This window comes from Lentzea californiensis, assembly GCF_024648825.1.
Lineage (GTDB): Bacteria > Actinomycetota > Actinomycetes > Mycobacteriales > Pseudonocardiaceae > Lentzea > Lentzea californiensis.
The window spans coordinates 2,079,111-2,104,603 of the sequence record NZ_JANBBE010000001.1 but is presented as its reverse complement, the minus strand read 5'-3'; the positions used below and the strand labels follow the sequence as shown (position 1 = coordinate 2,104,603).

Annotated in this window: 20 protein-coding genes and 1 rRNA gene; 8 read left to right on the top strand and 13 right to left on the bottom strand. The window is 69.4% G+C overall.

From position 1 onward, the window contains the following. From LX88_RS10825 to glnA, 3 genes are all read right to left on the bottom strand, one after another. A 16S ribosomal RNA gene (locus tag LX88_RS10825) occupies nt 1-171 on the bottom strand; the annotation flags it as partial. 480 nt (nt 172-651) lie between these two features. Beyond that, nucleotides 652-4,182, bottom strand: a complete 3,531-nt coding sequence (locus LX88_RS44220) for an FkbM family methyltransferase (RefSeq protein WP_258947572.1) — start codon at nt 4,180-4,182, stop codon at nt 652-654. 18 nt (nt 4,183-4,200) lie between these two features. Beyond that, complete coding sequence (gene glnA / locus LX88_RS10815; protein ID WP_030481022.1) at nt 4,201-5,544, bottom strand: type I glutamate--ammonia ligase; 1,344 nt, start codon at nt 5,542-5,544, stop codon at nt 4,201-4,203. A gap of 81 nt (nt 5,545-5,625) precedes the next feature. Between glnA and LX88_RS10810 the strand changes: the two genes are divergently transcribed. Together LX88_RS10810 and LX88_RS10805 are read left to right on the top strand one after the other, a co-directional pair. Next, entirely contained in the window at nt 5,626-6,261 is a 636-nt protein-coding gene (locus tag LX88_RS10810; RefSeq protein ID WP_258947571.1) for an LppX_LprAFG lipoprotein, read from the top strand. Continuing rightward, nucleotides 6,262-7,794 (top strand): MFS transporter, encoded by a 1,533-nt coding sequence (locus LX88_RS10805; RefSeq protein WP_258947570.1) that lies wholly within the window; start codon nt 6,262-6,264, stop codon nt 7,792-7,794. It begins immediately after the preceding gene. Here LX88_RS10805 and LX88_RS10800 read toward each other — a convergent pair. Next, complete coding sequence (locus LX88_RS10800) at nt 7,749-9,272, bottom strand: alpha/beta hydrolase (protein ID WP_258947569.1); 1,524 nt, start codon at nt 9,270-9,272, stop codon at nt 7,749-7,751. The genes LX88_RS10805 and LX88_RS10800 overlap by 46 nt on opposite strands. Then, a complete protein-coding gene (locus LX88_RS10795) occupies nt 9,273-10,835 on the bottom strand; it encodes an alpha/beta hydrolase (RefSeq protein WP_258947568.1) in 1,563 nt (520 codons plus the stop codon). 29 nt (nt 10,836-10,864) lie between these two features. Here LX88_RS10795 and LX88_RS10790 point away from each other — a divergent pair, with 29 nt between their 5' ends. The 3 genes from LX88_RS10790 (at nt 10,865) to LX88_RS10780 (ending at nt 14,508) form a co-directional block, all read left to right on the top strand. Beyond that, a complete protein-coding gene (locus LX88_RS10790) occupies nt 10,865-12,577 on the top strand; it encodes an NAD+ synthase (RefSeq protein ID WP_258947567.1) in 1,713 nt (570 codons plus the stop codon). A gap of 91 nt (nt 12,578-12,668) precedes the next feature. After that, complete coding sequence (locus LX88_RS10785) at nt 12,669-13,853, top strand: sensor histidine kinase (protein ID WP_258947566.1); 1,185 nt, start codon at nt 12,669-12,671, stop codon at nt 13,851-13,853. 4 nt (nt 13,854-13,857) lie between these two features. Beyond that, a complete protein-coding gene (locus tag LX88_RS10780; RefSeq protein WP_258947565.1) occupies nt 13,858-14,508 on the top strand; it encodes a response regulator in 651 nt (216 codons plus the stop codon). Between the two features lie 6 nt (nt 14,509-14,514). On the opposite strand, the gene lysX is transcribed toward LX88_RS10780, so the two are convergent. Then, entirely contained in the window at nt 14,515-17,817 is a 3,303-nt protein-coding gene (gene lysX / locus LX88_RS10775) for a bifunctional lysylphosphatidylglycerol synthetase/lysine--tRNA ligase LysX (protein ID WP_258947564.1), read from the bottom strand. On the opposite strand from lysX, the gene LX88_RS10770 reads away from it, so the two are divergent. Further along, complete coding sequence (locus tag LX88_RS10770; protein ID WP_258947563.1) at nt 17,779-18,618, top strand: alpha/beta fold hydrolase; 840 nt, start codon at nt 17,779-17,781, stop codon at nt 18,616-18,618. The two genes, lysX and LX88_RS10770, sit on opposite strands and share 39 nt — an antisense overlap. Before the next feature lie 138 nt (nt 18,619-18,756). Continuing rightward, complete coding sequence (panB, locus tag LX88_RS10765; RefSeq protein WP_258947562.1) at nt 18,757-19,611, top strand: 3-methyl-2-oxobutanoate hydroxymethyltransferase; 855 nt, start codon at nt 18,757-18,759, stop codon at nt 19,609-19,611. A gap of 10 nt (nt 19,612-19,621) precedes the next feature. Here panB and LX88_RS10760 read toward each other — a convergent pair whose 3' ends face one another. Further along, nucleotides 19,622-20,479 (bottom strand): glutathione S-transferase family protein, encoded by an 858-nt coding sequence (locus LX88_RS10760; RefSeq protein ID WP_258947561.1) that lies wholly within the window; start codon nt 20,477-20,479, stop codon nt 19,622-19,624. A gap of 18 nt (nt 20,480-20,497) precedes the next feature. Here LX88_RS10760 and pip point away from each other — a divergent pair, with 18 nt between their 5' ends. Further along, the gene (gene pip / locus LX88_RS10755) at nt 20,498-21,439 is read left to right on the top strand and encodes a prolyl aminopeptidase (protein WP_258947560.1); all 942 of its coding nucleotides are present in this window, start codon (nt 20,498-20,500) and stop codon (nt 21,437-21,439) included. Here pip and LX88_RS10750 read toward each other — a convergent pair. The 6 genes from LX88_RS10750 to LX88_RS10725 are packed head-to-tail and all read right to left on the bottom strand — an operon-like array spanning nt 21,436 to nt 25,441. Continuing rightward, nucleotides 21,436-21,861: an RICIN domain-containing protein gene (locus LX88_RS10750; RefSeq protein ID WP_258947559.1), complete on the bottom strand. Its 426-nt coding sequence runs from the start codon at nt 21,859-21,861 to the stop codon at nt 21,436-21,438. The two genes, pip and LX88_RS10750, sit on opposite strands and share 4 nt — an antisense overlap. A 50-nt stretch (nt 21,862-21,911) precedes the next feature. Then, entirely contained in the window at nt 21,912-22,673 is a 762-nt protein-coding gene (locus tag LX88_RS10745; protein WP_258947558.1) for a helical backbone metal receptor, read from the bottom strand. Next, a complete protein-coding gene (gene npdG / locus LX88_RS10740; RefSeq protein ID WP_258947557.1) occupies nt 22,673-23,338 on the bottom strand; it encodes an NADPH-dependent F420 reductase in 666 nt (221 codons plus the stop codon). Before npdG ends, LX88_RS10745 begins: the two co-directional genes overlap by 1 nt. 56 nt (nt 23,339-23,394) lie before the next feature. Beyond that, nucleotides 23,395-24,804: an RNB domain-containing ribonuclease gene (locus LX88_RS10735; RefSeq protein WP_258947556.1), complete on the bottom strand. Its 1,410-nt coding sequence runs from the start codon at nt 24,802-24,804 to the stop codon at nt 23,395-23,397. Nucleotides 24,805-24,833: 29 nt separating this feature from the next. Then, nucleotides 24,834-25,028, bottom strand: coding sequence for a hypothetical protein (locus LX88_RS10730; protein WP_258947555.1), 195 nt, complete (start codon nt 25,026-25,028; stop codon nt 24,834-24,836). Further along, nucleotides 25,025-25,441: a hypothetical protein gene (locus tag LX88_RS10725; RefSeq protein ID WP_308203430.1), complete on the bottom strand. Its 417-nt coding sequence runs from the start codon at nt 25,439-25,441 to the stop codon at nt 25,025-25,027. The genes LX88_RS10730 and LX88_RS10725 overlap by 4 nt, the downstream gene beginning before the upstream one ends. Between the last annotated feature and the right edge of the window lie 52 nt (nt 25,442-25,493).

The window sequence follows — 25,493 nt, the reverse complement described above, 5'->3', positions numbered from 1 at the left end:
ATCCGGTATTAGACCTCGTTTCCAAGGCTTATCCCAGAGTACAGGGCAGGTTACCCACGTGTTACTCACCCGTTCGCCGCTCGTGTACCCCGAAGGGCCTTACCGCTCGACTTGCATGTGTTAAGCACGCCGCCAGCGTTCGTCCTGAGCCAGGATCAAACTCTCCAATAAGGATTATGTTTGATCGCTCCAGACGGAATATGTCTGGCATCAATCTAGTCTTGCCTCAAAGGAACTACCTCGACGAGGAGGTAATTCATATATTACTGGCTGTGTTTCGGCACGCTGTTGAGTTCTCAAAGAACACGCGCTCACCGGTTCCAGTCTCCGTTTCCGGAGGCTTTCTCTCGGGGCTTGTGTTGAAAGCTTAGCCAGTTCGTTTTCGCTTTGTCAAATCGGCCTTTTCGGCTTCTTCGGTGCGGCGCAAACTCGCTTCGCATTCAGTTTTTGGCTTGTTCAGAAGTTATCTGAGTGGCTTTCCCGGTGTCAAATCGGGGTCATTTTCAGATCCCGGACAGCACGTTAGGCCGCTTATTTACTTCTGGGGGTTTGACGCCGTGGAACTTTACTCGGCCCGATCCGCGGTGTCAACCGCTCGTTCCGTGGTCCCGCTTGCGACTTGGAGAAGGTTACTCACGGGGTCGATCAAAGTCAAATCGCCTGGTCAGCGGGCTGCTTGATCGGCACGGACGGCGAAGGGGCAGGTGGCTTGGCCCCGACCGGACGCGGTCGCAGCCACAGGGTGATGGAACGAAGTCCCTCCATCGCCCGCACGATCTGGTCCGGCGCGGCGGGCTGACGGGTCGCCACCGGCACCAGGTCGTAGCCCCAGACGCCGAACTCCTTGAGCACCGTCACCGGATCGTCACCGAAGTCCGCCGTCGCGGTCGCCGAGAACTCGAGGAACACATGAGGCCTGTCGCGACGCAACAACCGGACGAGTCCTGCGAGAGCGCGATGCCCGCGTCCAGGCGTGTCGACCTTCACGACGGAAAGCTTCATCCCCTGCACCAAGGCGATCTCTTCGAGTGCCTTGTCCAGGCGCACCGCCTTCACGCGCGCGACCTCGGCCGGGGCATCGGCGGCCAGCGGCGACACCGACACACCACCGGTCAGCGTCGGCGACACGGCCAGCTCCCCCGCGCTCTCCCACGCCGCGCCCTCGACCACGGTCATCCGGCCGGCGACGGCGGCGGGCAGGTTCGCCGAGACGTTGTGCCTGAGCAGAGCAGCCGCGGACGCGTCCGGCTCCACGGCGACAACGGCGCCCATCAGCCCGAGCCGCGACAACACCCGGATCGAGTGGTAACCGACGTACGCGCCGACGTCGAGGAAGATGCCGTCCGGTTCGAGCACGGAGTCGAGCAGTTCCGCGAGGTCGGGCTCCCACACGCCGTTGGACGACAACAGCGGGAGCATGAACGCGTCGTCGGAGGGCAGCCACATCATGCCCGCGTCGCACAACACCAGTGACGAACGCACCGCAGGTGCGTCGCCGGCGTTCTCGTGTTGACGAACGACCACGCGCCGCAGCGCGTCCGCGGTCTGTTGTGCCTGGTGAGCGGTGCGAAGCGCGGCGTCCAGGCGCGTGTCGCGCTCACGGAACACCTCGACGACCTTGGACTCCAGCGAGTCGATCCGGTCCAGCGTCCGGTCGAGCGCCACGGTCAGCTTGTCGATCCGCTCGGCCAGCACCTCGTCCGACTTCGCGCGCTTGGCCGCCTCGGCGACGACCGCGTCCTCGACGTCGCGCTGCCGGCGGCCCTGACCCGCCATGTCCGCGCGCACGCGCACGACCCCGTCGTCGACGCCGACCAACTGGTCGACGAAGTGCGACTGCCGTTGCGCGACCTGCTCGACCTCGGCGCGGAGCAGTTCCAGCTCACCGGCACCGACGCCGGCCTTCAGCGCGTCCTGCCTGTTGACCAGCTCGGACACCGTGCGCTCGACCCCGTCGATCAGGGTGTGCAGCACCTGGCGCATGTGGTTGTCGTAGTGGTCCAGCGCGCGCAGCACGACCTTGCGCAGCGCGGGTGCCATCGGCGTCCGATGAGGGCCGTCCACCGTCGGCTGCCTCAGTAACGCGTGCTTGGCCGACTGCAGCGCGAGCATCGGGTCGACCTCGGCCTTCTTCTTCGGCCGGCGGGCCCGCCATCCGCGGTACGCGTGCTCGACGCGTTCGCGGAGGACCTCGGCGACTCGTGAGACCGAGCGCACGGACAGCACGTGCTGACGGCCGGCCGCACCGAGCGCGGCGGCCGTGGGCAGGTCGTCGGCCAACGAGCGCAGCAGCTTCGCGGCGGCCTGCACGTCCGGTTCGGCGCCCTGGTGGCACGGCACGAGAACAGCCGTCTTGCCGAACAGCTCGGCGACGGCGCCGTGGTCCGACGCGACGACCGGGACTCCCCGCACGGCGAGCTCGGCCAGGCGCAACGCGATCCGGTCGTCCGCCCCGCCGCGGTGCAGCGACACCACGGCGTCGGCGGTCGCGGCCACGTCGAGGCCTTCGACCAGCGAGATCCTCGGGTCGGAGGACGTGGCCAGGCGCAGTCGCTCGGCCGCCTCCGGGTGTTCGAGCGCACCGGACACGGCGATCTTCAGCTCGACGTCCGTCCGGTCCGGGAACGCGGTCAGGAACGCGGACACGGCGCCCAGCACGTTGCCCGGCCTGTCGAAGTCGTGGTCCGCGATCGCCGCGAACACCACCACTTCGCCGGGCTCGTGGTCACGCGCGCCGACGTCCTGCACGGGCACAGGCACCACACGCACGATGGGCCCGCCGATGCGTTCGGCGGCAGCGCGCGACGCCTCGGACGAGAGCCATAGTTCGTTCACGCCCGTGCGGTCGTCCGCGGCGGTGGCGTCCAACGCGACGTCGACGACGAACCGGCCGGAGGGCACCTCGTCCGAAGAAGAGGCGCGCACCACGACGGGATATCCGGCGGCGGCCGACACCGGCAGTCCCGACGCGCGCGCGGCGGCGAGCATCAGTTCCGCCAGCTGTCCTGAGCCGATGACGGACACACCGAGCTGGTCGAGCAGCGCCGGCCCCTCCGAGCGGGGCTGCGGCACGGCGGGCGCGGGCAACCGCCCGGAAGCGACGCCGACCCCGGCGCACCACTCGCGCCAGGCCTCCGCGTCCGCGCCGAAGGGCACCGGGAACTGCTGCTGCAGCGCGGTGTCCGCACGCCACACGGCGTCGGCCCAGCGCGTGCCACCGGCCTCGGTCTGCTCGCACGCCCACATGAGGAACCCGCCGCCACCGTCCTCACCGAACGCCGGCGGCGGTGTCTGCGCGGAGGCCCGGTAGTCGGCGCGCAGCTCGGACGGGATCTGCGTGCCGTCGATCAGGGAGTCGAACCGGTACGGCACGGGGGCCACGGACCAGCCGCACCGCACCAGTTCGGCGCGGTAGGACTGGCAGAGCTCGGCCACCTCCGGATGTTCCGAGAGCAGCACACGGGGACGTTCGGCGAAATCGGCGGACAGCAACCAGGGCCGCCGTGGGTCGAACCCGCGGAAGTGCACCGTCAGCAGGTCCTGGCCGATCACGGCCAACGAACCGGATTCGGTGCGGTGCAACGGCCGGTCCGCGACGTTCCACACGGACACACCGATCCGTGCGTCGCGCACGACGTGGTGCGGCACGATCGCCGGCATGTCCAAAGAGGTCAGGTAGGGCTCGGAACCGGGGCCGACGGCGATGAAACCGGGGTCGAATGCGCCCTGGTCGTGCAGGTCGGCGGGACCGGGCTGCAGGCCGTCGGACGCCAACGGCCGCAACGTGCGCGGCAGCATCACGACCGGTGCGGTGCGCAACGCCTCCAGCACGACCTTCGTGAGCGACCCGAACACCTGCACCCACGGGTCGAGGTACAGCACGGGCATGCCCTGCGACAGCAACGCCTCCAGCAGCCGCGGCACCATCGCGGCCTTCAGCCCGGCGGCGTCCAGGGACGTCGCGAGCACGTGCAGCTCGTCCTCGGCGACGCCGATGTCCAGCGGCGTCATCAGTCCGGGCCCCGCGTGCTCCGGCTGCGCGTCGACGACCAGCGCGACGAACCGGCCCTCGGGGTGCTCCGCGAGGAACGAGCTGGACAGGACCTTGACCGCGGGCAGCTCCGCCGCCGTGGCGACGGTGCACGCGCAGATCGTCGGCTGGAACTCGGGTACCTCAGTCACGGAGAGCACGTATCTGCCTCACAGCATGGGGAGAAGTGTGCGCAACTCGTACGGGGTGACGCTACGACGGTACGCGTCCCACTCCGTCCTCTTGTTGCGCAGGAAGAAGTCGTAGACGTGCTCGCCCAGTGCCTCGGGGAGCAGCTCCGAGTTCTCCAGTTCGGTGAGGGCCTCGCCGAGGTTCTGCGGCAGGTTCGCGTACCCCGCCGCGCGCCTTTCGCGGTCCGTCAGCGACCACACGTCGTCCTCGGCGGGCGGCGGCAGCTCGTAGCCCTTCTCGATGCCCCGCAGGCCGGCGGCCAGGATCACCGAGTACGCCAGGTACGGGTTGCACGCGGAGTCCAGCGAACGGACCTCGACGCGGCGCGACGACGACTTGCCGGGCGAGTACATGGGCACGCGCACCAGTGCGGAGCGGTTGGCGTGGCCCCAGCACACGGCCGTGGGGGCCTCACCGCCGACGATCAGGCGCTTGTACGAGTTGACCCATTGGTTCGTGACACCGGAGATCTCGCGCGCGTGCTTCAGGATGCCCGCGACGAACTGCTTGCCGATGTCGGAGAGCTGGTACGGGTCTTCCTCGTCGTAGAAGGCGTTGCGGTCGCCCTCGAACAGCGAGAAGTGCGTGTGCATGCCCGACCCGGGCTGGTCGGAGAACGGCTTGGGCATGAACGAGGCGCGCACGCCCTGCGTGATCGCGACCTCCTTCACCAGGTAGCGGAACGTCATGACGTTGTCCGCCATGGTCAGGGCGTCGGCGTAGCGCAGGTCGATCTCCTGCTGGCCGGGCGCACCCTCGTGGTGGCTGAACTCGACGGAGATGCCCATCGCCTCGAGCGCCTCGATGGCGTGGCGGCGGAAGTGCGTCGCCGTCTCGTGCGAGGTCTGGTCGAAGAAGCCGCCGTTGTCCGCGGGCTCGGGCTCGCTGCCGTCGCCGGGCAGGCCCTTGAGCAGGAAGAACTCGATCTCGGGGTGCACGTAGCAGGTGAACCCGGCCTCGCTGGCCTTCGACAGCGTGCGGCGCAGCACGTGGCGCGGGTCGGCCCACGACGGGGAGCCGTCCGGCATGGTGATGTCGCAGTACATGCGTGCCGAGTAGTTGCTGCCGTCCGGTGTCTGCCAGGGCAGCACCTGGAACGTCGAGGGGTCCGGCTTCGCGACCATGTCCGACTCGTAGACGCGGGCGAAGCCCTCGATCGCCGACCCGTCGAACCCGATGCCCTCGCTGAAGGCACCTTCGAGCTCGGCCGGTGCGACCGCCACGGACTTCAAGAAGCCCAGGACGTCCGTGAACCAGAGCCGGACGAACCGGATGTCGCGTTCCTCTAGCGTGCGGAGCACGAACTCCTGCTGGCGGTCCATAGAGCGCAGCTTAGGGCCCGCCGACGTACGTTTCTAAGCGGAGGCGGCATTTGACACAGTAGGAGTCTCTACGATCAGCGCATGTCCGCCCGTTGGTTGTTGGTTTGCGCACTCGCCCTGCTCACGAGCTGCACGTCCGGGGGAGATCTCCCCGATGGTGCGACCTTGCTCTCGAAGTCGGCCGACTCGATGCGCTCGGTCCAGAGCGTCCACTTCACCATCAAGGTCGACGGTGAGCTGCCGGACGTGCCGGTGAAGGAGGCCGACGGCGACCTCACCTCGGCCGGTGACTCGAAGGGCACCGCGAAGGTGACGTTCGGCGGGCAGCTGCTGTCCATCTCCTACGTGCTGACCGGCGGAAACCTGCACTTCAAGGGCCCGACCGGCGGGTTCACGAAGCTGCCGGCGGCGTTCGCGGGCCAGGTGTACGACCCCTCGGCCATCCTGAACCCGGACAAGGGCGTCGCGAAGGTCCTGTCCAGCTCGAAGGACGCCAAGACCAAGTCGTCCGGTGACGTGTCGGTGATCGAGGCGACTGTGCCGAAGGACGTGGCGGCCGGGCTGGTGCCGGGCATCTCCGCGGACGTGAAGGCGACGTTCTCGATCGACAAGGACAACAAGCTCAAGAGCGCGCTGTTCGAGCTCCCCGCCGGTCAGAAGGTCGACATCGGCCTCACGGACTTCGACAAGCCCGTCACGGTCACGGCACCCGCGTAGATGCCGGCCAAGAAGACGGCGAGCAGAGTCGCTCTCGCCGCGTCCGGCGCGGCCGTGCTGCTGGGGGCGCTCGACGCGTACGTCGTCGTCGGCGTCCTGACGGACATGGTCCGTGACCTGGGCATCGCGGTGAACGAGCTGGAGCAGGCGACGCCGATCGTCACCGGGTACCTGCTCGGGTACGTGGCGGGCATGCCGCTGCTCGGGCAGCTGTCGGACCGGCTCGGGCGGCGGTTCGTGCTGCAGGTCTCGCTGCTCGGGTTCCTGGTGGGCTCGGTGATCACGGCGCTGGCCGCGGACGTGCCGTTGCTCGTCGTCGGGCGCGTGGTGCAGGGCCTGGCCGGTGGCGCGCTGCTGCCGGTGACGATGGCGCTGGTCGCGGACCTGTGGGAGGAGCAACGGCGGTCGGCCGCTCTCGGGACCGTTGGTGCCGCTCAGGAGCTGGGGTCTGTTCTCGGCACGCTGTACGGCATCGCGGTGGCCTCGCTGTTCAACGCGTGGCCGTTGTTCGAGGCGTGGGAGCCGCAGAGCTGGCGGTGGATTTTCTGGGTGAACATCCCGTTGGCGATCATCGCGATGGTGGTCGTGCAACGCACCGTGCCGAACACACGGCGCGAGGTCCGCATCGACGTCGTGGGCGGGATGTTGCTGGCGGCGGCGTTGTCGTTGCTGGTCGTCGCGCTCTACAACCCGACGCCTGCCGAGTCCGTGCTGCCTTCGTGGGGCTGGCCGACGCTCATCGCGGCGTTCGTCGTGCTGGGCGGCTTCTTCTGGTGGGAACGCCGTAGTGCCGTGCGGCTCATCGACCCTGACGGCGTGCAGTGGCGGCCGTTCTGGGCCGTGCTCGGGGTGTCGCTGGCCGCCGGAGCGGCGTTGATGGTGACGCTGGTCGACGTGGAGTTGTTCGCGCAGACCGTGTTGCGGCGCGACTCGGCGTCCGCGGCGACGTTGCTGACGCGGTTCCTGATCGCGTTGCCGGTCGGCGCCGTGCAGGGCGGGTTCCTCGCGTCACGGCTCGGTGACCGCTGGGTGTCGTTCGGCGGGCTCGCGATGGCATCGGTGTCGTACGTGTTCATCGCGCAGTGGCCCGCTGACGTCAGTGGGCTCGTGCTCACGCGTGACCTGGCCATCGCCGGTTTCGGGCTGGGCCTGGTCATCGCGCCGTTGTCCGGTGCCGTGCTGCGTGTCGTGCCTCCCGTCCGGCACGGCGTGGCGTCGGCGTTCGTCGTCGTCGCGCGCATGACGGGCATGCTCGTCGGTGTGGCGGCGTTGTCCGCATGGGGACTACACCGGTTCCGCGAGCTCACGGCAGGCCTGAACACACCGCTGCCGTTCGGCGTCGAACCCGCTGAGTTCCAGCGGCGGATGGCCGAGTACCAGCGCGGGCTCACCGAGGCGCTGCTCACCGAGTACCACGAGATCTTCCTGATCACGGCGGTGATTTGCGCGCTCGGGGCGCTGGGTTCGGTCTTCCTGCCCGGAAGGGCTCAGCAGACCGAGTCCGTTTCGGGCAGCCTCAGGTCCACCAGGTAGTTCGTGCCCACGCCGTCGACGCAGCCGATGCCCGCGAGGAACGCCGTGTGCTGGTTTCCGTTGTACGTCAGCAAACGCGCCCCTAACGCCTGCGCGAGGTCCACACCGGACTGGTAGGGCGTCGCCGGGTCACCGGTCGTCGACACCACCAGCACCTGCGGCAGTCCCTGCACTCTGGGCGGGTGCGGTTCCGACGTGTGCGGAGCCGGCCAGAACGCGCACGGGCCGAGCGCGGTCTCGTCGGTGGGGATCGTGTCGTTGCCCAGCAGTTCCAACAGCCTCCGACGGTTGGACTCCAGGGTGGCCCGGTCCTTGATCGGCGGTTCGTCGACGCAGCGGATGGCCACGAACGCGTCCTGGATGCGGCTGTAGGTGCCGTCCTGGGCGCGGCCGAGGTACTGGTCGGCGAGCTGCAGCAGCGTGTTGCCCTTGTTCTGCCGCAACTCCTGGAGACCCTTCAGGGCGGTCTCCCACAGCCGGTCCGTGTACATCGCCTGGATGATCGCGGTGTTCGCGTCCGAGTGGGACAGCCTGCGGTCGCCGACCTGCAGCGGGGTCTTCTTGAGCGGCTCGATCATCTGCCGGAACTTGGACTCCGCGGCGCTCAAGTCCCTGCCGATGGGACAGTCGCGTTGCGCGCACCAGCCGGCAAAGCGCTGGAACGACTCCTCGAAGCCCTGCGCCTGGCGTGCCGACGCGGCCACCTTGTCGCTGTTGGTCTCCACCGCACCGTCGAGAACCATCGCGCGCACGTTGCGAGGGAACATCTCGGCGTACAACGTGCCGATGCGCGTGCCGTAGGAGTAGCCGAGGTAGGTCAGCTTGCTCTCCCGCAACGCGCCGCGCAGCACGTCGACGTCGCGTACGACGTCACGGGTACCGACGTTGCGCAGCAGGTCGATGCCGCTGCGTTCGGCACAGCGGTCGACGAAGAACTTGTTCTCCTGCTCGGTCAGGTTCGCGCTCTCGCCCTTGGGCCGCAGCCGTTGCGCGTCGCGTTCGGCGTCGGTCAGGCACTGGACGCGGGGCTGGCTCGCCCCCACGCCGCGCGGGTCGAAGCCCACGACGTCGAACCGCTTGCCGACCGGGTTGCCCGGCTGCATGTTCGCCACGTGCGACATGCCCGACCCTCCCGGACCGCCGGGGTTCACCACCAGGGAACCGACCCTCCGGTCCTTCTCCGCGGCAGGGCGCCGCAGCAGGCCGACGGTGATCGTCCCCGCGTCCGGGTTCTCGTAGTTGAGCGGAACGTACAGCCGAGCGCACTGGATGCCCTCGCGCTCGTACAGGCCCTTGCTCTTCGCGTCGGTGGCGTAGGGCTGGCACGCACCCCACGCCAGCGTCTGCTCGTAGAAGCGCGCCAAGCCCTTGCGCGCGGCGACGGGTGAGCCGTCGATGCGCGCGTAGGACGTGGACGTGCCGAGCAGAACGATCAAGGCGAACAAGGCCGCGGTGACTCGGGATCGCCTCTTCGTCATTTAGGCGCACCGGGTTCCGTCGGCGGGCAAGGTCTGGTCGATCAGGTACTTCACGCCGGCGCCGTCCACGCACTGGTCGCCCTGCAGGAAGACCGTGTGCTGGACGCCCTCGTAGGTGAGGAGCCGGGAGTTGAGCGCTTTGGCCAGGTTCACGCCCGCCTCATAGGGCGTGGCCGGGTCGCCGGTCGTGGAGATGACCAGCAGCGGCGGGATGCCTTCTGCCTTGGGCGGGCCCGTGCGCGCGGTGACCGGGGCCGGCCAGAACGCGCACGAGTCGAGGGCCGCGCCGGCCGGGTTGCCGTCGTCGAGGAACGGTGCCGCCTCCTTGTACTTCTTCTGGGTCTCCAGCAGCGCGTTCTTGTCCGTCAGCCGTGCGTCGTCAACGCAGTGCACCGCGTTGAACGCATCCGTGATGGTCGAGTACTGGCCCTGTTCGTCGCGGTCGAAGTACGCGTCCGCGAGTCGCAGCAGCGTCGTGCCCTTGCCGCTCTTCAGCTCCTGGAGGCCGTCGAGCAGGAGGGGCCACAGCTGTTCCGAGTACATCGCCTGGATCGCCGCGGTGATGGCGTCGTTGTAGGACAGCTTGCGACCACCGACGTCGACCGGCTTCTGGAGCAACGGGGTGGTGAGCTGCCGGAAGCTCAGGTTGGCGTCGGCGTCGAGTGGGCACTCCTTCTTCTCTCGGCACCACTTCACGAACTCGTCGAACGCCTTCTGGAAGCCGGCCGCCTGTGCGACCAGCGACGCGAGCTGGTCCTGGGTCGGGTCGACGGCACCGTCGAGGATGAGCGCGCGCACGTTCTGGGGGAAGGTCTCGGCGTATTCAGTGCCTATGCGGGTGCCGTACGAGTACCCGACGTAGCTCAGCTTCGCGTCGCCGAGCGCAGAGCGGAGGACATCCATGTCCTTAACTACGTCCCGCGTGCCCAAATTGGCGAGCATTGATGCACCGAATTTTGTACCGGCGGCACACTTCTCGGCATATGCCTTGTTCTCTTGCTCCGTTTGGGCGATTCCGGCCGGACTTGTGTCCGTGTCGAGGTCCAAACGCTCTGCGTCGCGCTCCGGTCCGGTGAGGCAGCTGACCGCCGGCTCGCTCGCGCCGATGCCCCTCGGGTCGAACCCGATGAGGTCGAACCTCGCCGCGAGGCCGGTCTTGCGGTAGGCCGGGACCATGCTCGCGGCCGACGCCATGCCGGAGGCTCCGGGACCGCCGGGGTTGGTCAGCAACGAGCCGATCTTCTGCCCGGTTGCCTTGTACCGGAGCACGCCGATGGTGATCGTGTCGCCGGTTGGCTTGCTGTAGTCGAGGGGAACCTTCAGGCGTGTGCACTCGACGTCGCGCCTCTTGCCGTACGCGTCGCGGCTCGACCCCGTCGTGGCGTACGGCTCGCAGTTCTCCCAGGCCAGCTGCTGGCCGTAGAACTCCTCCAAACCGGCCGGGACGACGCCGGCCGGGCCGACCTTTTCGAAGGTCACGCCCGGTTTGGCGGTCCCTTCGACGATCGACGTGCAGGACGCGAGCAGCGGAATGACGAGCAACACGCTCAAGAGACGGACCACAGCCCGATGGTATGGGAGATGATGAGGGCATGCCGCAGCTTCGGATCGCGCTGGCCCAGGTCAACGCCACTGTTGGTGATCTCCAGGGCAACGCTTCGCTGGTCGTGGAGTGGACGCGCAAGGCCCGCGAGGGCGGTGCGCACGTCGCCGTGTTCCCCGAGATGGTGCTGACCGGCTACCCGGTCGAGGACCTGGCGATCCGCACGTCGTTCGCGCGCGCGTCCGCCGAGGCGCTGGAGGCGCTGGCCGGGTCGCTGGAGAACTCGGGCCTCGGTGACGTCGCCGCCGTCGTCGGCTACCTGGAACACGACTCCGTCGGCCCGCGCAACGCCGTCGCCGTCCTGCACGGCGGCCGTGTCGTCGCACGGCAGTGCAAGCACCACCTGCCGAACTACGGCGTGTTCGACGAGCGCCGCTACTTCAAGCCGGGTTCGTCGCTGGACATCGTGCGGATCAACGGTGTCGAGGTCGGCATGGTGATCTGCGAGGACCTGTGGCAGGACGGCGGCCCGATCACCGCTCTCGGTGACGCCGGCGTCGACCTCGTGGTCTCGCCCAACGCCTCGCCGTACGAGCGCAACAAGGACGACCAGCGGCTGCCGCTGGTCGCGCGCCGTGCCGCGGAGGCCCACGCGCCCCTCGCGTACTGCAACCTGGTCGGCGGCCAGGACGAGCTGGTGTTCGACGGCGACTCGCTCGTCGTCTCCGCCGACGGCCAGCTGGTCGGGCGGGCACCGCAGTTCGTCGAGCACCTGATGTTCGTCGACTTCGACGTGCCGGGCGGCCGCGAGTACGAGCAGGGCCAGATCGGCGACTTCTACGTGCGCCGCGTGTACCTCTCCGACGCGATCCCGGCGTACGAGCCGTTGCCCGCGCCACGCGTGTTCGAGCCGCTGTCCGACGAGGCAGAGGTGTGGCACGCGCTGGTGACCGGTCTGCGCGACTACGTGCACAAGAACGGCTTCCGATCCGTGGTGCTCGGTCTGTCCGGTGGCATCGACTCGGCCGTGGTGGCTGCTCTGGCCGTGGACGCTCTGGGCGCCGACGCGGTCTACGGCGTCTCGATGCCGTCCTCCTACTCGTCCGAGCACTCACGTTCGGACGCCTCCGACATGGCTCAGCGCACGGGCCTGCACTTCACCACCGAGCCGATCGGCGAGATGGTGTCGACGTACGTCTCGCAGCTGGGGCTGACCGGCCTCGCCGAGGAGAACATCCAGGCCCGGTGCCGCGGCATGCTGCTGATGGCGTTGTCGAACCAGCACGGCCACCTGGTGCTCGCGACGGGCAACAAGTCCGAGCTCGCGGTCGGCTACTCGACCATCTACGGCGACGCGGTCGGCGGCTACGCCCCGATCAAGGACGTGCTGAAGACCCTGGTCTGGGACATCGCCCGGTGGCGCAACGCCGAGGCCGAGAAGCGCGGCGAGATCCCGCCCATCCCGGAGAACTCGATCTCCAAGCCACCGTCGGCCGAGCTGCGCCCCGGCCAGGTCGACAGCGACTCGCTGCCGGACTACGAGGTGCTCGACCGCCTGCTGGACGACTACGTCCACTGCGACCGCGGGTACGACGCGCTGCTGGCCGCCGGGCACTCGCCGGAGCTGGTGGACCGGGTACTGCGGATGGTCGACAAGGCCGAGTACAAGCGCCGTCAGTACCCGCCGGGCACGAAGATCTCGAACAAGGCTTTCGGGCGCGACCGGCGGTTGCCGATCACGAACGGGTGGCGCGAGGGCTGAGCACCGCCACGTACCCGGTCACTGAGGTGATCCACGGGAGTGGAGCCTGCTCTACCGCGCCGGACCTGGTCAGACCGCTACGTTTGCTCCCATGAAACGGTTCTGGGCGGCGCTGGCCTATCTGGCGACCGGATTGCTGACGGCCATCGCGGCCTGGCTCGCCATCGGTGTGCTGCTGCTGTCCGTGGTCGTGCTGCCGTTACTGCCGGTCACCGCGCCGTGGATCCGGCGGATCGTGGACTTCGACCGCCTGCGCCTGGCGCGCTTCAGCGGTGTCGAGATTCCGCCGTCGCCGCCGCTCGACGGGCCGTGGTTGCACCGGGCGCAGCGGGTGCTGGCCGATCCGGACAGCCGGCGGGACGGGTTGTGGGTGGTGCTGCACGCGCTGTTCGGCACGCTTTTCGGTGCGATCGCCATCGGCGTCTTCGGCGCGTTGGTGCAGCAGCCGGTGGCGGCGTCGCTGTGGTGGGCGGTACCGATGGAGAACTCGTTCGGCCTGCGCGTCGACTCGTGGGGGAAGGCGGCGCTGAGCGTGCCGATCGCGATCGGGCTGGCGTTGGTGCTGACCCAGTTGCCGCGGCTGGCGGAGCTGGACGCGAAGTGGGCGCGCAAGTTGCTGGCGCCGCCGAAGGCCTCGCTGGAGAAGCGGCTGGCCGAGGTCGTGGCGACCCGGGCGGCGGCGTTGCAGGCGCACGGGGCCGAGTTGCGGCGCATCGAGCGGAACCTGCACGACGGCACGCAGAACAAGTTGGTCGGTGTGGTCATGATGCTCGGCATCGCGGAGCGGACGCTCCAGCAGAACCCGGACAACGCGTTGCAGGCGCTGCTGCGTGCACAGGACGCGGCGGGCGACGCGCTCGAAGAGCTTCGCAACGTCGTGCGCAGCATTCATCCGCCGGTGCTGGATGATCTGGGACTGGACGGGGCGATCCAGGCGCTGGCGGCGCGCTGCCCGGTGCCGTGCGTGCTGCAGGCCGACCACCTCGGCCGGTTGCCCGCGGCGGTGGAGGCGGCGGCTTACTTCGCGGTGGCCGAGGCGCTCACCAACGTGGCCAAGCACAGCGGCGCCCGGCACGCGTGGGTCAGCCTGGGCATCAACGAGGACCACCTGACCGTTGTCGTGCACGACGACGGCAAGGGTGGCGCGGACGAGAAGCAGGGGACGGGCTTGGAAGGCATTCGCGGCAGGGTGGCGGCGTTGGACGGCAACGCGGAACTGAGCAGTCCCGAGGGCGGGCCGACCGTGCTCACCGTCGTGCTGCCGACGGGGAGGTGACCCGATGCGCATCGTGATCGCCGAAGATGACGCGCTGCTCCGCGAGGGGCTGACGTTGTTGCTGCGCAACGAAGGGCTGGAGGTCGCGGCGGCCGCGGACAACCCGGCCGACTTCCTCCTGGCCGTCGCCGAGCACGAGCCGGACATCGCCGTGGTCGACGTGCGGATGCCGCCGACGTTCACCGACGAAGGTCTGCGGGCCGCGGTGGAGGCACGCCGGCGGCACCCGAAGCTGGCCGTGCTGGTCCTGTCCGCGTGGGTCGAGCAGAGCTACGCGCACGAACTGCTCGCCGGCTCCGGCAGCGGCGGTGTCGGCTACCTGCTCAAGGAACGCGTCGGCAAGGTCGCGGACTTCCTCGACTCGCTGCACCGCGTCGCGAACGGCGGCACGGCGCTCGACCCCGAGGTGGTGTCGCAGCTGCTCGTGCGGCGCAAGGCGGACGACGCGCTCGGTGTGCTGTCACCGCGTGAGCGCGAGGTCCTCGGACTGATGGCGGAAGGTCTGTCGAACGCCGCCATCGGCGAGAAGCTCGTGATCAGCGCTGGAGCCGTGCACAAGCACATCGGCAACGTCTTCCTGAAGCTCGGCCTCAACAGCGAGGACGGCTCAGGAGACCGTCGCGTCCAGGCCGTGCTCGCCTACCTCGATCACTGAGCCGGTTCACTGAGGACGGACGAACGGGAAGAGCACGGTCTGCCGGATCGACGTGCCGGTCAGCATCATCAGCAACCGGTCGACGCCCATGCCGAGCCCGCCGGTCGGCGGCATGCCGTGCTCCAGCGCCCGCAGGAAGTCCTCGTCCAGCTCCATCGCCTCGACGTCACCGGACGCGGCCTTCAGCGACTGCGCCTCCAGCCGCCGCCGCTGCTCCAGCGGGTCGGTCAGCTCCGAGTAGGCCGTGCCGATCTCCGCGCCGAACGCCACCAGGTCCCACCGCTCGGCCAGGCGCGGGTCGACGCGGTGCTGGCGGGTCAGCGGCGACACCGACGTCGGGAAGTCGATGTAGAACGTCGGGCCGACGGTCGAGGCCTCCACGAAGGAGTCGTAGGCCTCCTGCACGAGCTGGCCGTGGTCCCAGTCCTCGTTGATCTCCACACCTCGTGCGCCCAAGTGCGCCCTGAGTTCCGCAACGGACGTGTCCGGGGTGACCGACGCGTTCAGAGCCCCGGAAACCGCCGTGTAGACCGGAATCACCGGCCACTCCCCCGAGATGTCGAACGAGCCCTCGGGCCGCACAGCGATCTCCGAGCCGAAGGCCGTGCGGGCCGCGTGCTGGACCAGCGTGCGCACCAGGTCGAGCATGACCCGGTAGTCCGCATAGGACTGGTAGGCCTCCAGCATCGTGAACTCGGGGTTGTGGGTGGCGTCCGCGCCCTCGTTGCGGAAGTTGCGGTTCAGCTCGAACACCCGGTCCACGCCCGCGACGCAGAGCCGTTTCAGGTACAGCTCCGGTGCGATCCGCAGGTACATCCGCATGTCGTAGGCGTTGATGTGGGTGACGAACGGGCGTGCGTTCGCGCCGCCGTGCACCGCCTGCAGCATCGGCGTCTCGACTTCGAGGTACTCCTGCGAGTGCAGGAACTCGCGCACGCTGCGGATGACGTCGCTGCGCAGCTTCAGCAGGTGCGCCGAGTCCTGGTTCACGACCAGGTCGAGGTAGCGCTGGCGGACGCGCGCCTCCGGGTCGGTGAAACCCTTCCGCTTGTCCGGCAACGGGTGCAGGCACTTCGCGGTCATCGTCCACGACGACGCCAGCACCGAGATCTCGCCGTGGTCGGACTTGACCACCTTGCCCGTGACGCCGACGTGGTCGCCTAGGTCGACGTCCGACTTCCACGACGCCAACGCCCCGCCCAGCGAGTCGACGGTCAGCATCAGCTGGATCTCGCCGCTGAAGTCCCGCACCCGCGCGAAGCAGAGCTTGCCCATCTCGCGCAACGCCACCACGCGTCCGGTGACCGAGACCTCCTCGCCGAAGCGTTCGCGGGCCCCGGCCAGGAGATCGGTGCGCGCGAACCCGACGGGGTACGGGTCGACGCCCTGCGCGACCAGCCGTTCGACCTTCGCGATCCGCACCCGGACCTGCTCCGGCCTGCGCACGGACTTCGGTTCTACCCGGATCGCGTCGATCTCGACGACCTTCGAAGCGAACTCGTCGCTGACATCCGTCTTCTGCAACGCCCGCTTGCGCAGGGAACGCAACGACGGCACGAAACCCTCGGCGACACCGGCTGCGATGCTGACCCGCGGCAACGACCGGGACCGCTGGTAGCAGAGGAACCTCGGCTCCCACTCCGGCAGGTACTTGGCGTTCGACCGGTACAGCGACTCCAGCTGGAAGAACCGCGACGCGAGCGACAGCACCCGCCGCCACGCCCGCAGCACCGGGCCGGCGCCGATCTTCTCGCCCTCCTCGAACACCGCGCGGAACATCGCGAAGTTCAGCGAGATCCGTTGCACGCCCAGGTGTCCGGCGGCGGCCGCGAGCTGGGCGACCATGTACTCGTTGAGGCCGTTCTCCGCCGCGCGGTCGCGGCGCATCAGGTCGAGCGACACGCCCCGGCGGCCCCACGGCACGAACGACAGCAGGCCTCGCAACGCACCTGACCTGTCGTAAGCCTCCACCATCACGCAGCGGCCGTCGCTCGGATCTCCCAGGCGCCCCAGCGCCATCGAGAAGCCGCGTTCGGTCTCGGCGCCGCGCCAGGCCTCCGCCAGGTCCAGGATGGACGCCATCTCGTCCGGCGCGATCTCGCTGTGCCGGCGGACGCGGGTGGTGTACCCGGCGCGTTCGACGCGCGACACCGCCTGGCGCAGCCCGCGCCGTTCCGGACCGGCGAGGACGAACCGGCGGACGTCCAGGATCGCCTCGTCGCCGATCTCCAGCGCCTTGAGCCCGGCGCCGGCGTAGACCTGCGCACCTCGTTCGGACGCGCCGAGCACGCCCGGTGTCCAGCCGTACGTGCGCGCCTCGGACAGCCACGCCCGCACGGCCTCGGGCCAGTGCTCCTCGTCGCCGATCGGGTCGGCGGAGGCCAGCGTCACGCCGCCGATCACCCGGTAGGTCAGGGCGGCCCGGCCGGACACCGCGAACACGACGCTCTTGTCGCGCCTGGTCGCGAAGTACCCCAGCGAGTCGGGCTCGCCGTCGGCCGCGAGCAGCCGGCGCACGTCGAGCTCCTGGTCGCCGGTGATCACGCTCTGGCTGCGGACACCGCGGAAGAACAGGTACATCGCCCGGATCGCGACCAGCACGCCGAACAGGCCCAGCACCACGCTCAGCCACTGCGGGCCCTCGGGGACGTCGAGCCGGCCGAGCCGGACCACCTCGCCCGTCGCCTGGTTGGCCGCCCACACGATCTTGTCGGTCTGCGCGACCAGCCCGCCGGGGAAGATCTCGGCGAGGCCCCAGCCGACCACGACCAGCCCGATCATGCCCAGCACGAACGACGCCAGCGCCCGCCGCAACGCGCCGCGGGCCAGCCGGGCGGGGAACGCCTCGCGCACCACGAACAGCAGCGCCACGAACAGCACCGAGGTCGTGGCGCCGACACCGAGGAACACCCAGTGCGGTTCTTCGCCCGGATCCAGGACTTCTTCAGGCGCCAGGGCCAGGATGACCATGATGGAGCCGACCAGCACCAGGCCGATGACCTGGAACAGCAGCAGCGTCCACAGAGCCGCTCGCTTGTGCCTGCGCAGGGCGGCCCCGAGCACGAAGAACACCATGGCGATGAACAGGTTGCCGTCGATCGGCAGACCGAAGAAGTACCCGATGCCGTCGGCGAGGTCGGTGAACCAGCCGTCCTCGGGCAGAATCACCCTGAGCAGCGACAACACCCCGGCCAGCTGCACGATCGTCGCGATCGCGCCCGCGGTCTTCCACTTCCACGCCGGTGCCACTACCACTCCCGAGGTCAGCCGATGACCGTCATGATCCCGTCTTCCGCCGGAAGGGTGCATGTCGCCGCCTCCGGGCGTGTCGACGGACCCGTCGTGGTGCTCAGCTCAGGACTGGGCGGGGCGTGGTTCGACTGGGACCGGACCGTGCGGCTGCTGGCACCCCACGCCAGGGTGATCGTGTTCGACCGTCCGGGGCTGGGGTTGAGCGGCCCTGCCCGGCGCGGGCCGTCGCTGGCACGGGAGGTGGCGGTGCTCGACGCGGTGTTGCGCGGGGTGCCGCGGGCCGTCCTGGTCGGGCACTCGATGGCGTCGATGCACGTCGAGGCCTACGCGCGGCTGCGGCCGCACCGGGTCGGTGGCCTGGTCCTGCTGGACCCGGACGCCGAGACGCCGGGCTCCGGAGCCCCGTTCGACGTGTCGGCGGTGGTCGCGCAGGGCGTGCGGGCCATCGGCAGCCGCTGGCTCGGTGCCCGGATCACCGAGCGGTACGGGCACTCGTTCCGCAACCTGCTGACCGCGGTCTCGACGCTCGGCGTGACCGATCCGGCGCCTTCCGACCTGGTCGAACTCGTCTACCGGCGCCCAGGCGTCGGGCGGGCGGTGCTGTGGGAGCTCGCGTCGTACCCCGGTCAGGTGGCGACGCTCGAACGGCTGCGGAAGCGCCGGCCCTTGCCGCGTGTGCCCTGGTTGGTGCTCACGGCCGGGCGGAAGGTGTGGCCGGAGCACCGGTCGTTGGCCGCTCTCGTGCCGTGGGGACGCAACGTGCCGGTACCCGGAAGCAGGCACATGATTCAGATGGACCGGCCGGACGCCGTGGTCATGGCCGTCCGCGAGGCGCTTCGGGGCCTGCCCGGCGAGTGATTCCTGCTACCGGGCATGTGATGGAAGCCGCATCTGCGTTCCGTTTCCCGCCAACGGTGCCACTCTGGTGTTCGGCAACCGTGCACAAAGCGCCCGGGGACCCACTCAGGTGGGCTTCGAGGAAAGGAACGGTCGACGATGACCACTGCCGAAGTTTCCGCGCCCTACGGCTCCGGAGCGGGCCAGAAGCCCCCGGCCAAGCGGGTTCGCGTTCACCACCTGCGTGAGATGAAGGAACGCGGCGAGCCGTGGCCCATGCTCACCTCGTACGACACCTTCACCGCCTCGATCTTCGACGAGGCCGGCATCCCCGTCCTGCTGGTCGGCGACTCGGCCTCGAACACCGTCTACGGCAACGACACCTCGCTGCCGGTCACCGTGGACGAGCTCGTACCGCTCGTGCGCGCGGTGACGCGTTCGGTCAAGCGCTCTCTCGTGGTCGCCGACCTGCCGTTCGGCTCCTACCAGGTGTCGGTCGAACAGGCCGTGGCGACGGCGGTCCGGTTCATGAAGGAAGGCCAGGCGCACGCGGTCAAGCTGGAGGGCGGCGCCTACTTCGCACCGCACATCCGCGCGATCACGGCCGCGGGCATCCCGGTCATGGCGCACATCGGCTTCACCCCGCAGTCCGAGCACCAGCTGGGCGGTTACCGCGTGCAGGGCCGCCACGACAACCACGACGTCGTGGTCCAGGACGCGCTGGCCGTGCAGGAGGCGGGCGCGTTCGCGGTCGTGCTGGAGATGGTGACCGCCGAGGTCGCGAAGCAGATCACGCACGACCTCGTCATCCCGACCGTGGGCATCGGTGCCGGTCCGGACACCGACGCCCAGGTGCTGGTGTGGCAGGACATGATGGGCCTGAACCGCGGCAGGGCACCCCGGTTCGTCAAGCGCTACGCGAACATCGGCGACATCATGCTGGGCGCCGCCGCGGAGTTCGCCAACGAGGTGCGCGGACAGCAGTTCCCCGGCCCCGAGCACACCTTCCACTGATCACGTGCGTCTAGCGGGTCCAGAACTCCGGGTCTGGGCCCGCCGGCACGATCCCGCTCGGATTGACGTCGTGGTGCGTCACGTAGTAGTGGCGCTTGATGTGGTCCCAGTTCACGGTGTCCCCGAACTGGGCGTAGAGGCGTTTCGCGTACGCCCACAGGTTTGGCATCTCGGTCAGCTTGGTGCGGTTGCACTTGAAGTGGCCGTGGTAGACCGCGTCGAACCGGACCAGCGTGGTCCAGAGCCTGATGTCGGCCTCGGTGAGCTGCTCTCCGACCAGGTAGGTGTGGTCTTCGAGGTGGGCCTCGATGCGGTCCAGCTCGGCGAACAGGTTCGTGTAGGCCTGCTCGTAGGCCTCCTGCGACGAGGCGAAGCCGGCCTTGTAGACGCCGTTGTTGACGTTGTGGAAGATCGGCTCGATCCAGGCGTCGACCTCCTCGCGCAGGTGCTCCGGGTAGAGGGTGCTCTCCGGGCGCCACCTGAGGCTGAAGTCCAGGGTGATCTGCGGGTAGTCGTTGGTGACCACCTCCCCGGTCGTGGTGTCGACCAGCGCCGGGACGGTGACGCGGCCCTCGTAGGTCCCGTCGGCCTTGTCGTAGGCCTGCTTGAGGTAGTCGATGCCGAGCACCGGGTCGGTTTCCTGGAAACGCCAGCCCTTCTCGTCGCGGATCGGGTCGACGACCGCCAGGGAGATGGCGTCCTCGAGGCCGAGGAGCTTGCGGACGATGACCGCGCGGTGCGCCCACGGGCAGGCGAGGCTCACGACGAGCCGGTAGCGGCCCGGTTCGGGCTCCGGCCGTGCCGTGAAGCGGTTCGGCTGCCTGACGAACGCCCCCGTGGTGGAGGTCTCCTGTGAGAACTGCGCCATGTGTCCGACGATAGGCCCATGTACCCGGAGATCGAGCCCCACGCGTCGGGCCACCTGGAGACCGGTGACGGCAACCTCGTGTACTGGGAGGAGTGCGGCAACCCGTCCGGCAAGCCCGTGGTCTTCCTGCACGGCGGTCCCGGCGGCGGCTGCTCGCCGTCGCACCGGCGCCTCTTCGACCCGTCCGCCTACCGGATCGTCCTGTTCGACCAGCGCGGTTGCGGGCGTTCGCTGCCGCACGCCTCCGTGTCCGGTGATCTGTCACTGAACACGACCTGGCACCTCGTGGACGACATGGAGAAGCTGCGCACCTCGCTGGGCATCGACCGCTGGCAGGTCTTCGGCGGCTCCTGGGGTTCGACGCTGGCGCTGGCCTACGCCGAGACGCATCCCTCACGCGTGTCGGAGCTGGTGCTGCGCGGCATCTTCACGCTGCGGTCGTCCGAAGTGGACTGGTACTACCGCGGCGGGGCGGCGAACCTCTTCCCCGACCTGTGGGAGAAGTTCACGGCGCCGCTGGCCGGACTGTCCGGTGATCCCGTCGAGCTGTACGCCAAGCTGCTGGCGTCCGAGGACCCCGAGGTGCACGGGCCCGCCGCCGTCGCGTGGAGCACGTGGGAGGGCGCGACGGTGACGCTGCTGCCCCGCCCTGAGCTGGTGGCGGAGTTCGCCGTGCCGGAGTACGCGCTGGCGTTCGCGCGGATCGAGAACCACTACTTCGTGCACCGCGGATGGTTCGAGGAGGGGCAGCTCATCCGGGACGCCGTGCGGCTCGAGGACATTCCCGGCGTGATCGTGCAGGGGCGGTACGACATCGCGACCCCGGCGGTGTCGGCCTGGGACCTGCACAAGGCCTGGCCCGAGTCGGAACTGGTGCTGGTACCGGACGCCGGGCACGCCTACGACGAGCCCGGCATCCTCGCGGCCCTGCTGGCGGCGACGGATCGGTTCCGCGACTAGCGCAGGCCGTTCCACCTCGAGCTGGAAGTGCTGCAGGTCGCGACCGTCACCTGTGCGGTGAGGCACTTGCCGGTGCCGACGTTGCGGAACTGGAACGAGCTCCCCGCCGGCACCCGGCGCCAGCGCTGGTTGGCGCTGGTCGTGCAGGCCTGGCCGAGCACGTCACCGGAGGCGGTCGCGCCGAGACACCTGTCGGTGAGCATGTTGTGCGGCCAGTCGACGCCACCGCTGATCGGGACGATCCAGCGCTGCTCGTCGGAGAGTTCGTTGCACGTCAGCAGAACGACGTTGGTGCCCACGTCGGCGAGGCAGCGGTTGCTGCCGGCGAGCTGGTAGACGACGACGGGTTCGGCGCTGGCCGGGACGGCGGTGAGCGTGAAGGTGGCGGCGGCTGTCGCGATGATCGCGGCTAGTTTCCCCATGGGCGAGAATCCTGGCAGTGCACGGGGTTCCGCGAATCCACCCGAGGTTGTCAACCCTGGCCGTAGTCCAGTGCCCTCTGGAGGGCAGGCTTTGCTTCCACGAGCGAAGGCCCGTACCAGGTGAGGTGCCGGCCGTTGACGAGCGCGTAGGGCAGGCCGGGGAAGCTCTCCGGGCCGTCCTCGTGGGTGAACACGTACGGCTCGTCCGGGAGGACCACCAGGTCGGGGCGCTTGTCGTTGAGCTCGTCGAGGCCCGGACGCGGGTAGCGCTCGTCGTGCGTCGCGTAGACGTTCTCGATCCCCAAGCGCCGCAACACATCGGTGGCGAAGGTGTCGCGGCCGACGACGACCCACGGGCGGCGCCAGACCGGGATCAACGCGGTGAGCTTCGCGGGTTTCGTGTCGCGCCACAGCTCTTCGGCCTCGGTCAGCCACTCGGGAACGAGGTCCCAGCCGAGCGCGAAGAGCCTCCTGAGCGACTCCAGCGCCATCGGCACGGTCTTCGGCGCCTCGGTCACCCAGACGTTGACGCCGTTGGCGCGCAACCGGTCCACGTCCTCGGCGCGGTTCTCCTCGGAGTTCGCGATCACGAGGTCGGGCCGCAGCGCCAGGACCTCCTCGACGTCCGGGTACTTCGAACCGCCGACGCGGGCCACGTCGAGATCGGCCGGGTGGGTGCAGTAGTCCGTTGCGCCGACCAGAGATCCGGGGACGCTCACCGCGACTGCCTCGGTGATCGACGGCACCAGGCTGACCACGCGTCGAGGCTGGTCCAGCGGCACCGGCTCACCGAGGTCGTCGACGGGGAGCATCAGACTCCCGTGATCTTCAGGCCGGCGTGGGTCTTGTACCGGCGGTTGACCGCGATGAGGTTCGCGGTGAACGCCTCGACCTGGTGGGCGTTGCGCAGCCGTCCGCCGTAGACGCCGCGGAAGCCGGGCACGAGCTCGGCCAGTTCCCGGACGGTGTCGGTGGCCTCGCGGTCGTCGCCCAGCACCAGGACGTCCATGTCCACTTCGGACACGGTCAGGTCGGCGAGCAGCACGGCGGACACGTGGTGGAACGCGGCGGTGACCCTCGACTCCGGCAGGAGGAGCTCGGCCTGCTGCGCCGCGCTGCCCTCGGTGACCGGCAGTGCGAACGGCCCCTGCTTGTCGAAGCCGAGGGGGTTCACGCAGTCGATGACGATCTTCCCGGCGAGCTGGTCGCGCAGGCTGGCGAGCAGGTCTCCGTGCCCGTCCCACGGCACCGCGACCAGCACGACGTCGGAGTCGGCGGCGCAGTCGGCGTTGTCCGCGCCCCGGACGTCGCCGCCCGCGATCTCGACGATCTCCTTGGCCGCCAGCTCCGCCCGGTCCGCGCTGCGGGAGCCGATGATCACCTTGAGGCCCGCCTTGGCCCAGCGGATGGCGAGGCCCTTGCCCTGGGCTCCGGTGCCGCCCAGGACGCCGACGGTGAGGTCACGAATGTCTGTCACCCCTGCATCTTCACACGACCCGCCGGGAGCGGGCTGCCCAACGTGACCTTGGGCTCTCAGCGCACGGCCTCGAAGCGCACGCGCCGTTCGGCCGGGTCGGCCTCGGCCAGGCGCACGCGAATCGATTCACCTTCCGGCAACCGCTTCCCCGCGCACTTGGCGAGGATCGGCGGCGCGGACACGAACACCTCGGCCTCGTTGTCGCCGGACCGCAGCACCACGGCGTCGAACTCCTGCCCGACGCGTCCGGCCAGCACCCACGCCTCGACCTGGTCCAGCGACGCCCGCTCCACCTTCGAGGCGAGGGAGTCGGACGCCTCCATCAGCGACGGCAGCTGCGGCAGGGCCTCGGCCAGCCAGGCCGGCAGCTCCTGCCCGGCTGTGACCGCGAGGCACACCTCGGTGGCGAAGCGGTCGACCAGGCGGCGCAGGGGTGCGGTGACGTGCGTGTACGGGGCCGCGACACCCGCGTGCGTCATGAGTTCGGGAACGGACTCGTTGAACGCCGAGTAGCCCGCACCGCGCAGCAGCCGCGTGGCGTCCGTGAACAGCGCCAACGCTTCTGGCGTCGAGGCGTCCAGACCGGCCAGGAACGCGCCCGGCGACAGGTCCGCGGGCCACTTCACCTTCAACGCCGCCGCGGACTTCCGCAACGAGGCCACGGCGGAGTCGTCCGGGTCGGGCAGCGTGCGCAGGACGCCCACCTGGGCCTCCAGCATGATCGACGCGGCGGCCATGCCGGTCATCAGCGAGATCTCCGCGTTCCACGAGTCCACTTCGGCACGGGGCCTGGTGACCAGCTGCCAGCCGTCCCCGCCGGACTCGATCTCCTGCTCGGGCAGCTGCAGCTCGATCGCGCCGCGCTGCCGCGCCAGTGCCCGCCGCAACGGCCCGAACTCGGCCAGCGCCGCCACGGACGGGTGCGGATCGCCCGCGTCGAACGACTTCTGCACCGACTCGTAGTCGAACTGGGCCGTCGAGCGCACCATCGCCCGCCGCACCTCGACCGCCGTGGGAACGCCATCGGCCCCGCACGTGAACGTCCACAGCACCGCGGGACGCACGACTCCGGGCAGCAGCGACGCCGCGCCCTCGGAGAGCGCGGTCGGGTGCAACGGGACGTTGCCGTCAGGCAGGTAGAGGGTCTGCCCGCGCCGCCGGACCTCCAGGTCCAGTGGACCGCCGGGCGTCACGAACAGGCCCAGGTCGGCGATCGCGTAGTGCACGACGAAGCCGTCACCGGACTTCAGGACGCACAGCGCCTGGTCCAGGTCCTTCGCGCCGGGCGGGTCGATCGTCACCAGGGGCAGCGAGGTCAGGTCGGGGCGGTCTCCCGGGGAACGGGAGACCGCCGCCTCTGCCTCGGCGAGCACGGCCGCGTCGAAGGAGGCCGGCAGACCGAACTCGGTGCGGATGCCGTCGAAGGACACGTCCGCACGGCCCGTGCGGATCACCAGGGAAGCCACCCGCACAGACTAGTGGCGTGACCGACGAATCAGTCCTCGTCGTCGCCGCGCCACTTCTTGTCGGACTCGTCGGCTGCCTTGGTCCGTTCGCGGGCGATCTCCAGGGCGCGGGCCGCGGTGGCCTCGTCCGGATACGGGCCCATCCGGTCCGGGCCCTTGCAGCCCTTGCCCTGCTCCACCGTCTGGTGGGTCAGGCAGTAGTACCAACCGCTGGTGTCACTCATACGCGTTCGCCTCCCAAAGGCGCGGGGAACCCCCGCGGCGGCGTGGACTGGTTGGCGTTGGCGTACTCCGCCGGGATCGGGTCCAAACACGAGACCAGCACCGTGCGGTCCTCGGCGTTCTCGATCTTGCGCCCGGACCGGTCGCGGTAGACGAGAGAGCCGTCGGAGTCGATCTCCATGATCGCGCCGACCTCGGCCAGCTGTTCCTCGTCGAGGTCGGCCAGCTTCTCGTAGCGCGACGGCACCACCCGGTACACCGGCCACTTCAGGTGGGCGTAGGTGCGGTGGAAGTCCGCCAGCAGGTGCACGAGGTGCTGCTGGAACGGCAACGGCATGGCCTCGGCCAGAGCACGCGGGATCACCACGTAGTCGGCAGAGACTCCCGGTGCACCGGCCGCCACGTAGTCACGCACTGGTGTGCTCGACGCGGGCGGTCCGGAAGGCCTCGGAATGGGGTCGTGGTTG

Coding starts and splice junctions, on each gene's coding strand:
- lysX (WP_258947564.1), bottom strand. CDS start 17,817: ATGCACCCTTCCGGCGGAAGACGGGATCATGACGGTCATCGGCTGACC.
- LX88_RS10760 (WP_258947561.1), bottom strand. CDS start 20,479: ATGGCGCAGTTCTCACAGGAGACCTCCACCACGGGGGCGTTCGTCAGG.
- LX88_RS10790 (WP_258947567.1), top strand. CDS start 10,865: ATGCCGCAGCTTCGGATCGCGCTGGCCCAGGTCAACGCCACTGTTGGT.
- pip (WP_258947560.1), top strand. CDS start 20,498: ATGTACCCGGAGATCGAGCCCCACGCGTCGGGCCACCTGGAGACCGGT.
- LX88_RS10780 (WP_258947565.1), top strand. CDS start 13,858: ATGCGCATCGTGATCGCCGAAGATGACGCGCTGCTCCGCGAGGGGCTG.
- LX88_RS10800 (WP_258947569.1), bottom strand. CDS start 9,272: ATGACGAAGAGGCGATCCCGAGTCACCGCGGCCTTGTTCGCCTTGATC.
- LX88_RS10750 (WP_258947559.1), bottom strand. CDS start 21,861: ATGGGGAAACTAGCCGCGATCATCGCGACAGCCGCCGCCACCTTCACG.
- LX88_RS10810 (WP_258947571.1), top strand. CDS start 5,626: ATGTCCGCCCGTTGGTTGTTGGTTTGCGCACTCGCCCTGCTCACGAGC.
- glnA (WP_030481022.1), bottom strand. CDS start 5,544: ATGGACCGCCAGCAGGAGTTCGTGCTCCGCACGCTAGAGGAACGCGAC.
- panB (WP_258947562.1), top strand. CDS start 18,757: ATGACCACTGCCGAAGTTTCCGCGCCCTACGGCTCCGGAGCGGGCCAG.
- LX88_RS10770 (WP_258947563.1), top strand. CDS start 17,779: ATGACCGTCATGATCCCGTCTTCCGCCGGAAGGGTGCATGTCGCCGCC.
- LX88_RS10730 (WP_258947555.1), bottom strand. CDS start 25,028: ATGAGTGACACCAGCGGTTGGTACTACTGCCTGACCCACCAGACGGTG.
- LX88_RS10805 (WP_258947570.1), top strand. CDS start 6,262: ATGCCGGCCAAGAAGACGGCGAGCAGAGTCGCTCTCGCCGCGTCCGGC.
- LX88_RS10745 (WP_258947558.1), bottom strand. CDS start 22,673: ATGCTCCCCGTCGACGACCTCGGTGAGCCGGTGCCGCTGGACCAGCCT.
- LX88_RS10785 (WP_258947566.1), top strand. CDS start 12,669: ATGAAACGGTTCTGGGCGGCGCTGGCCTATCTGGCGACCGGATTGCTG.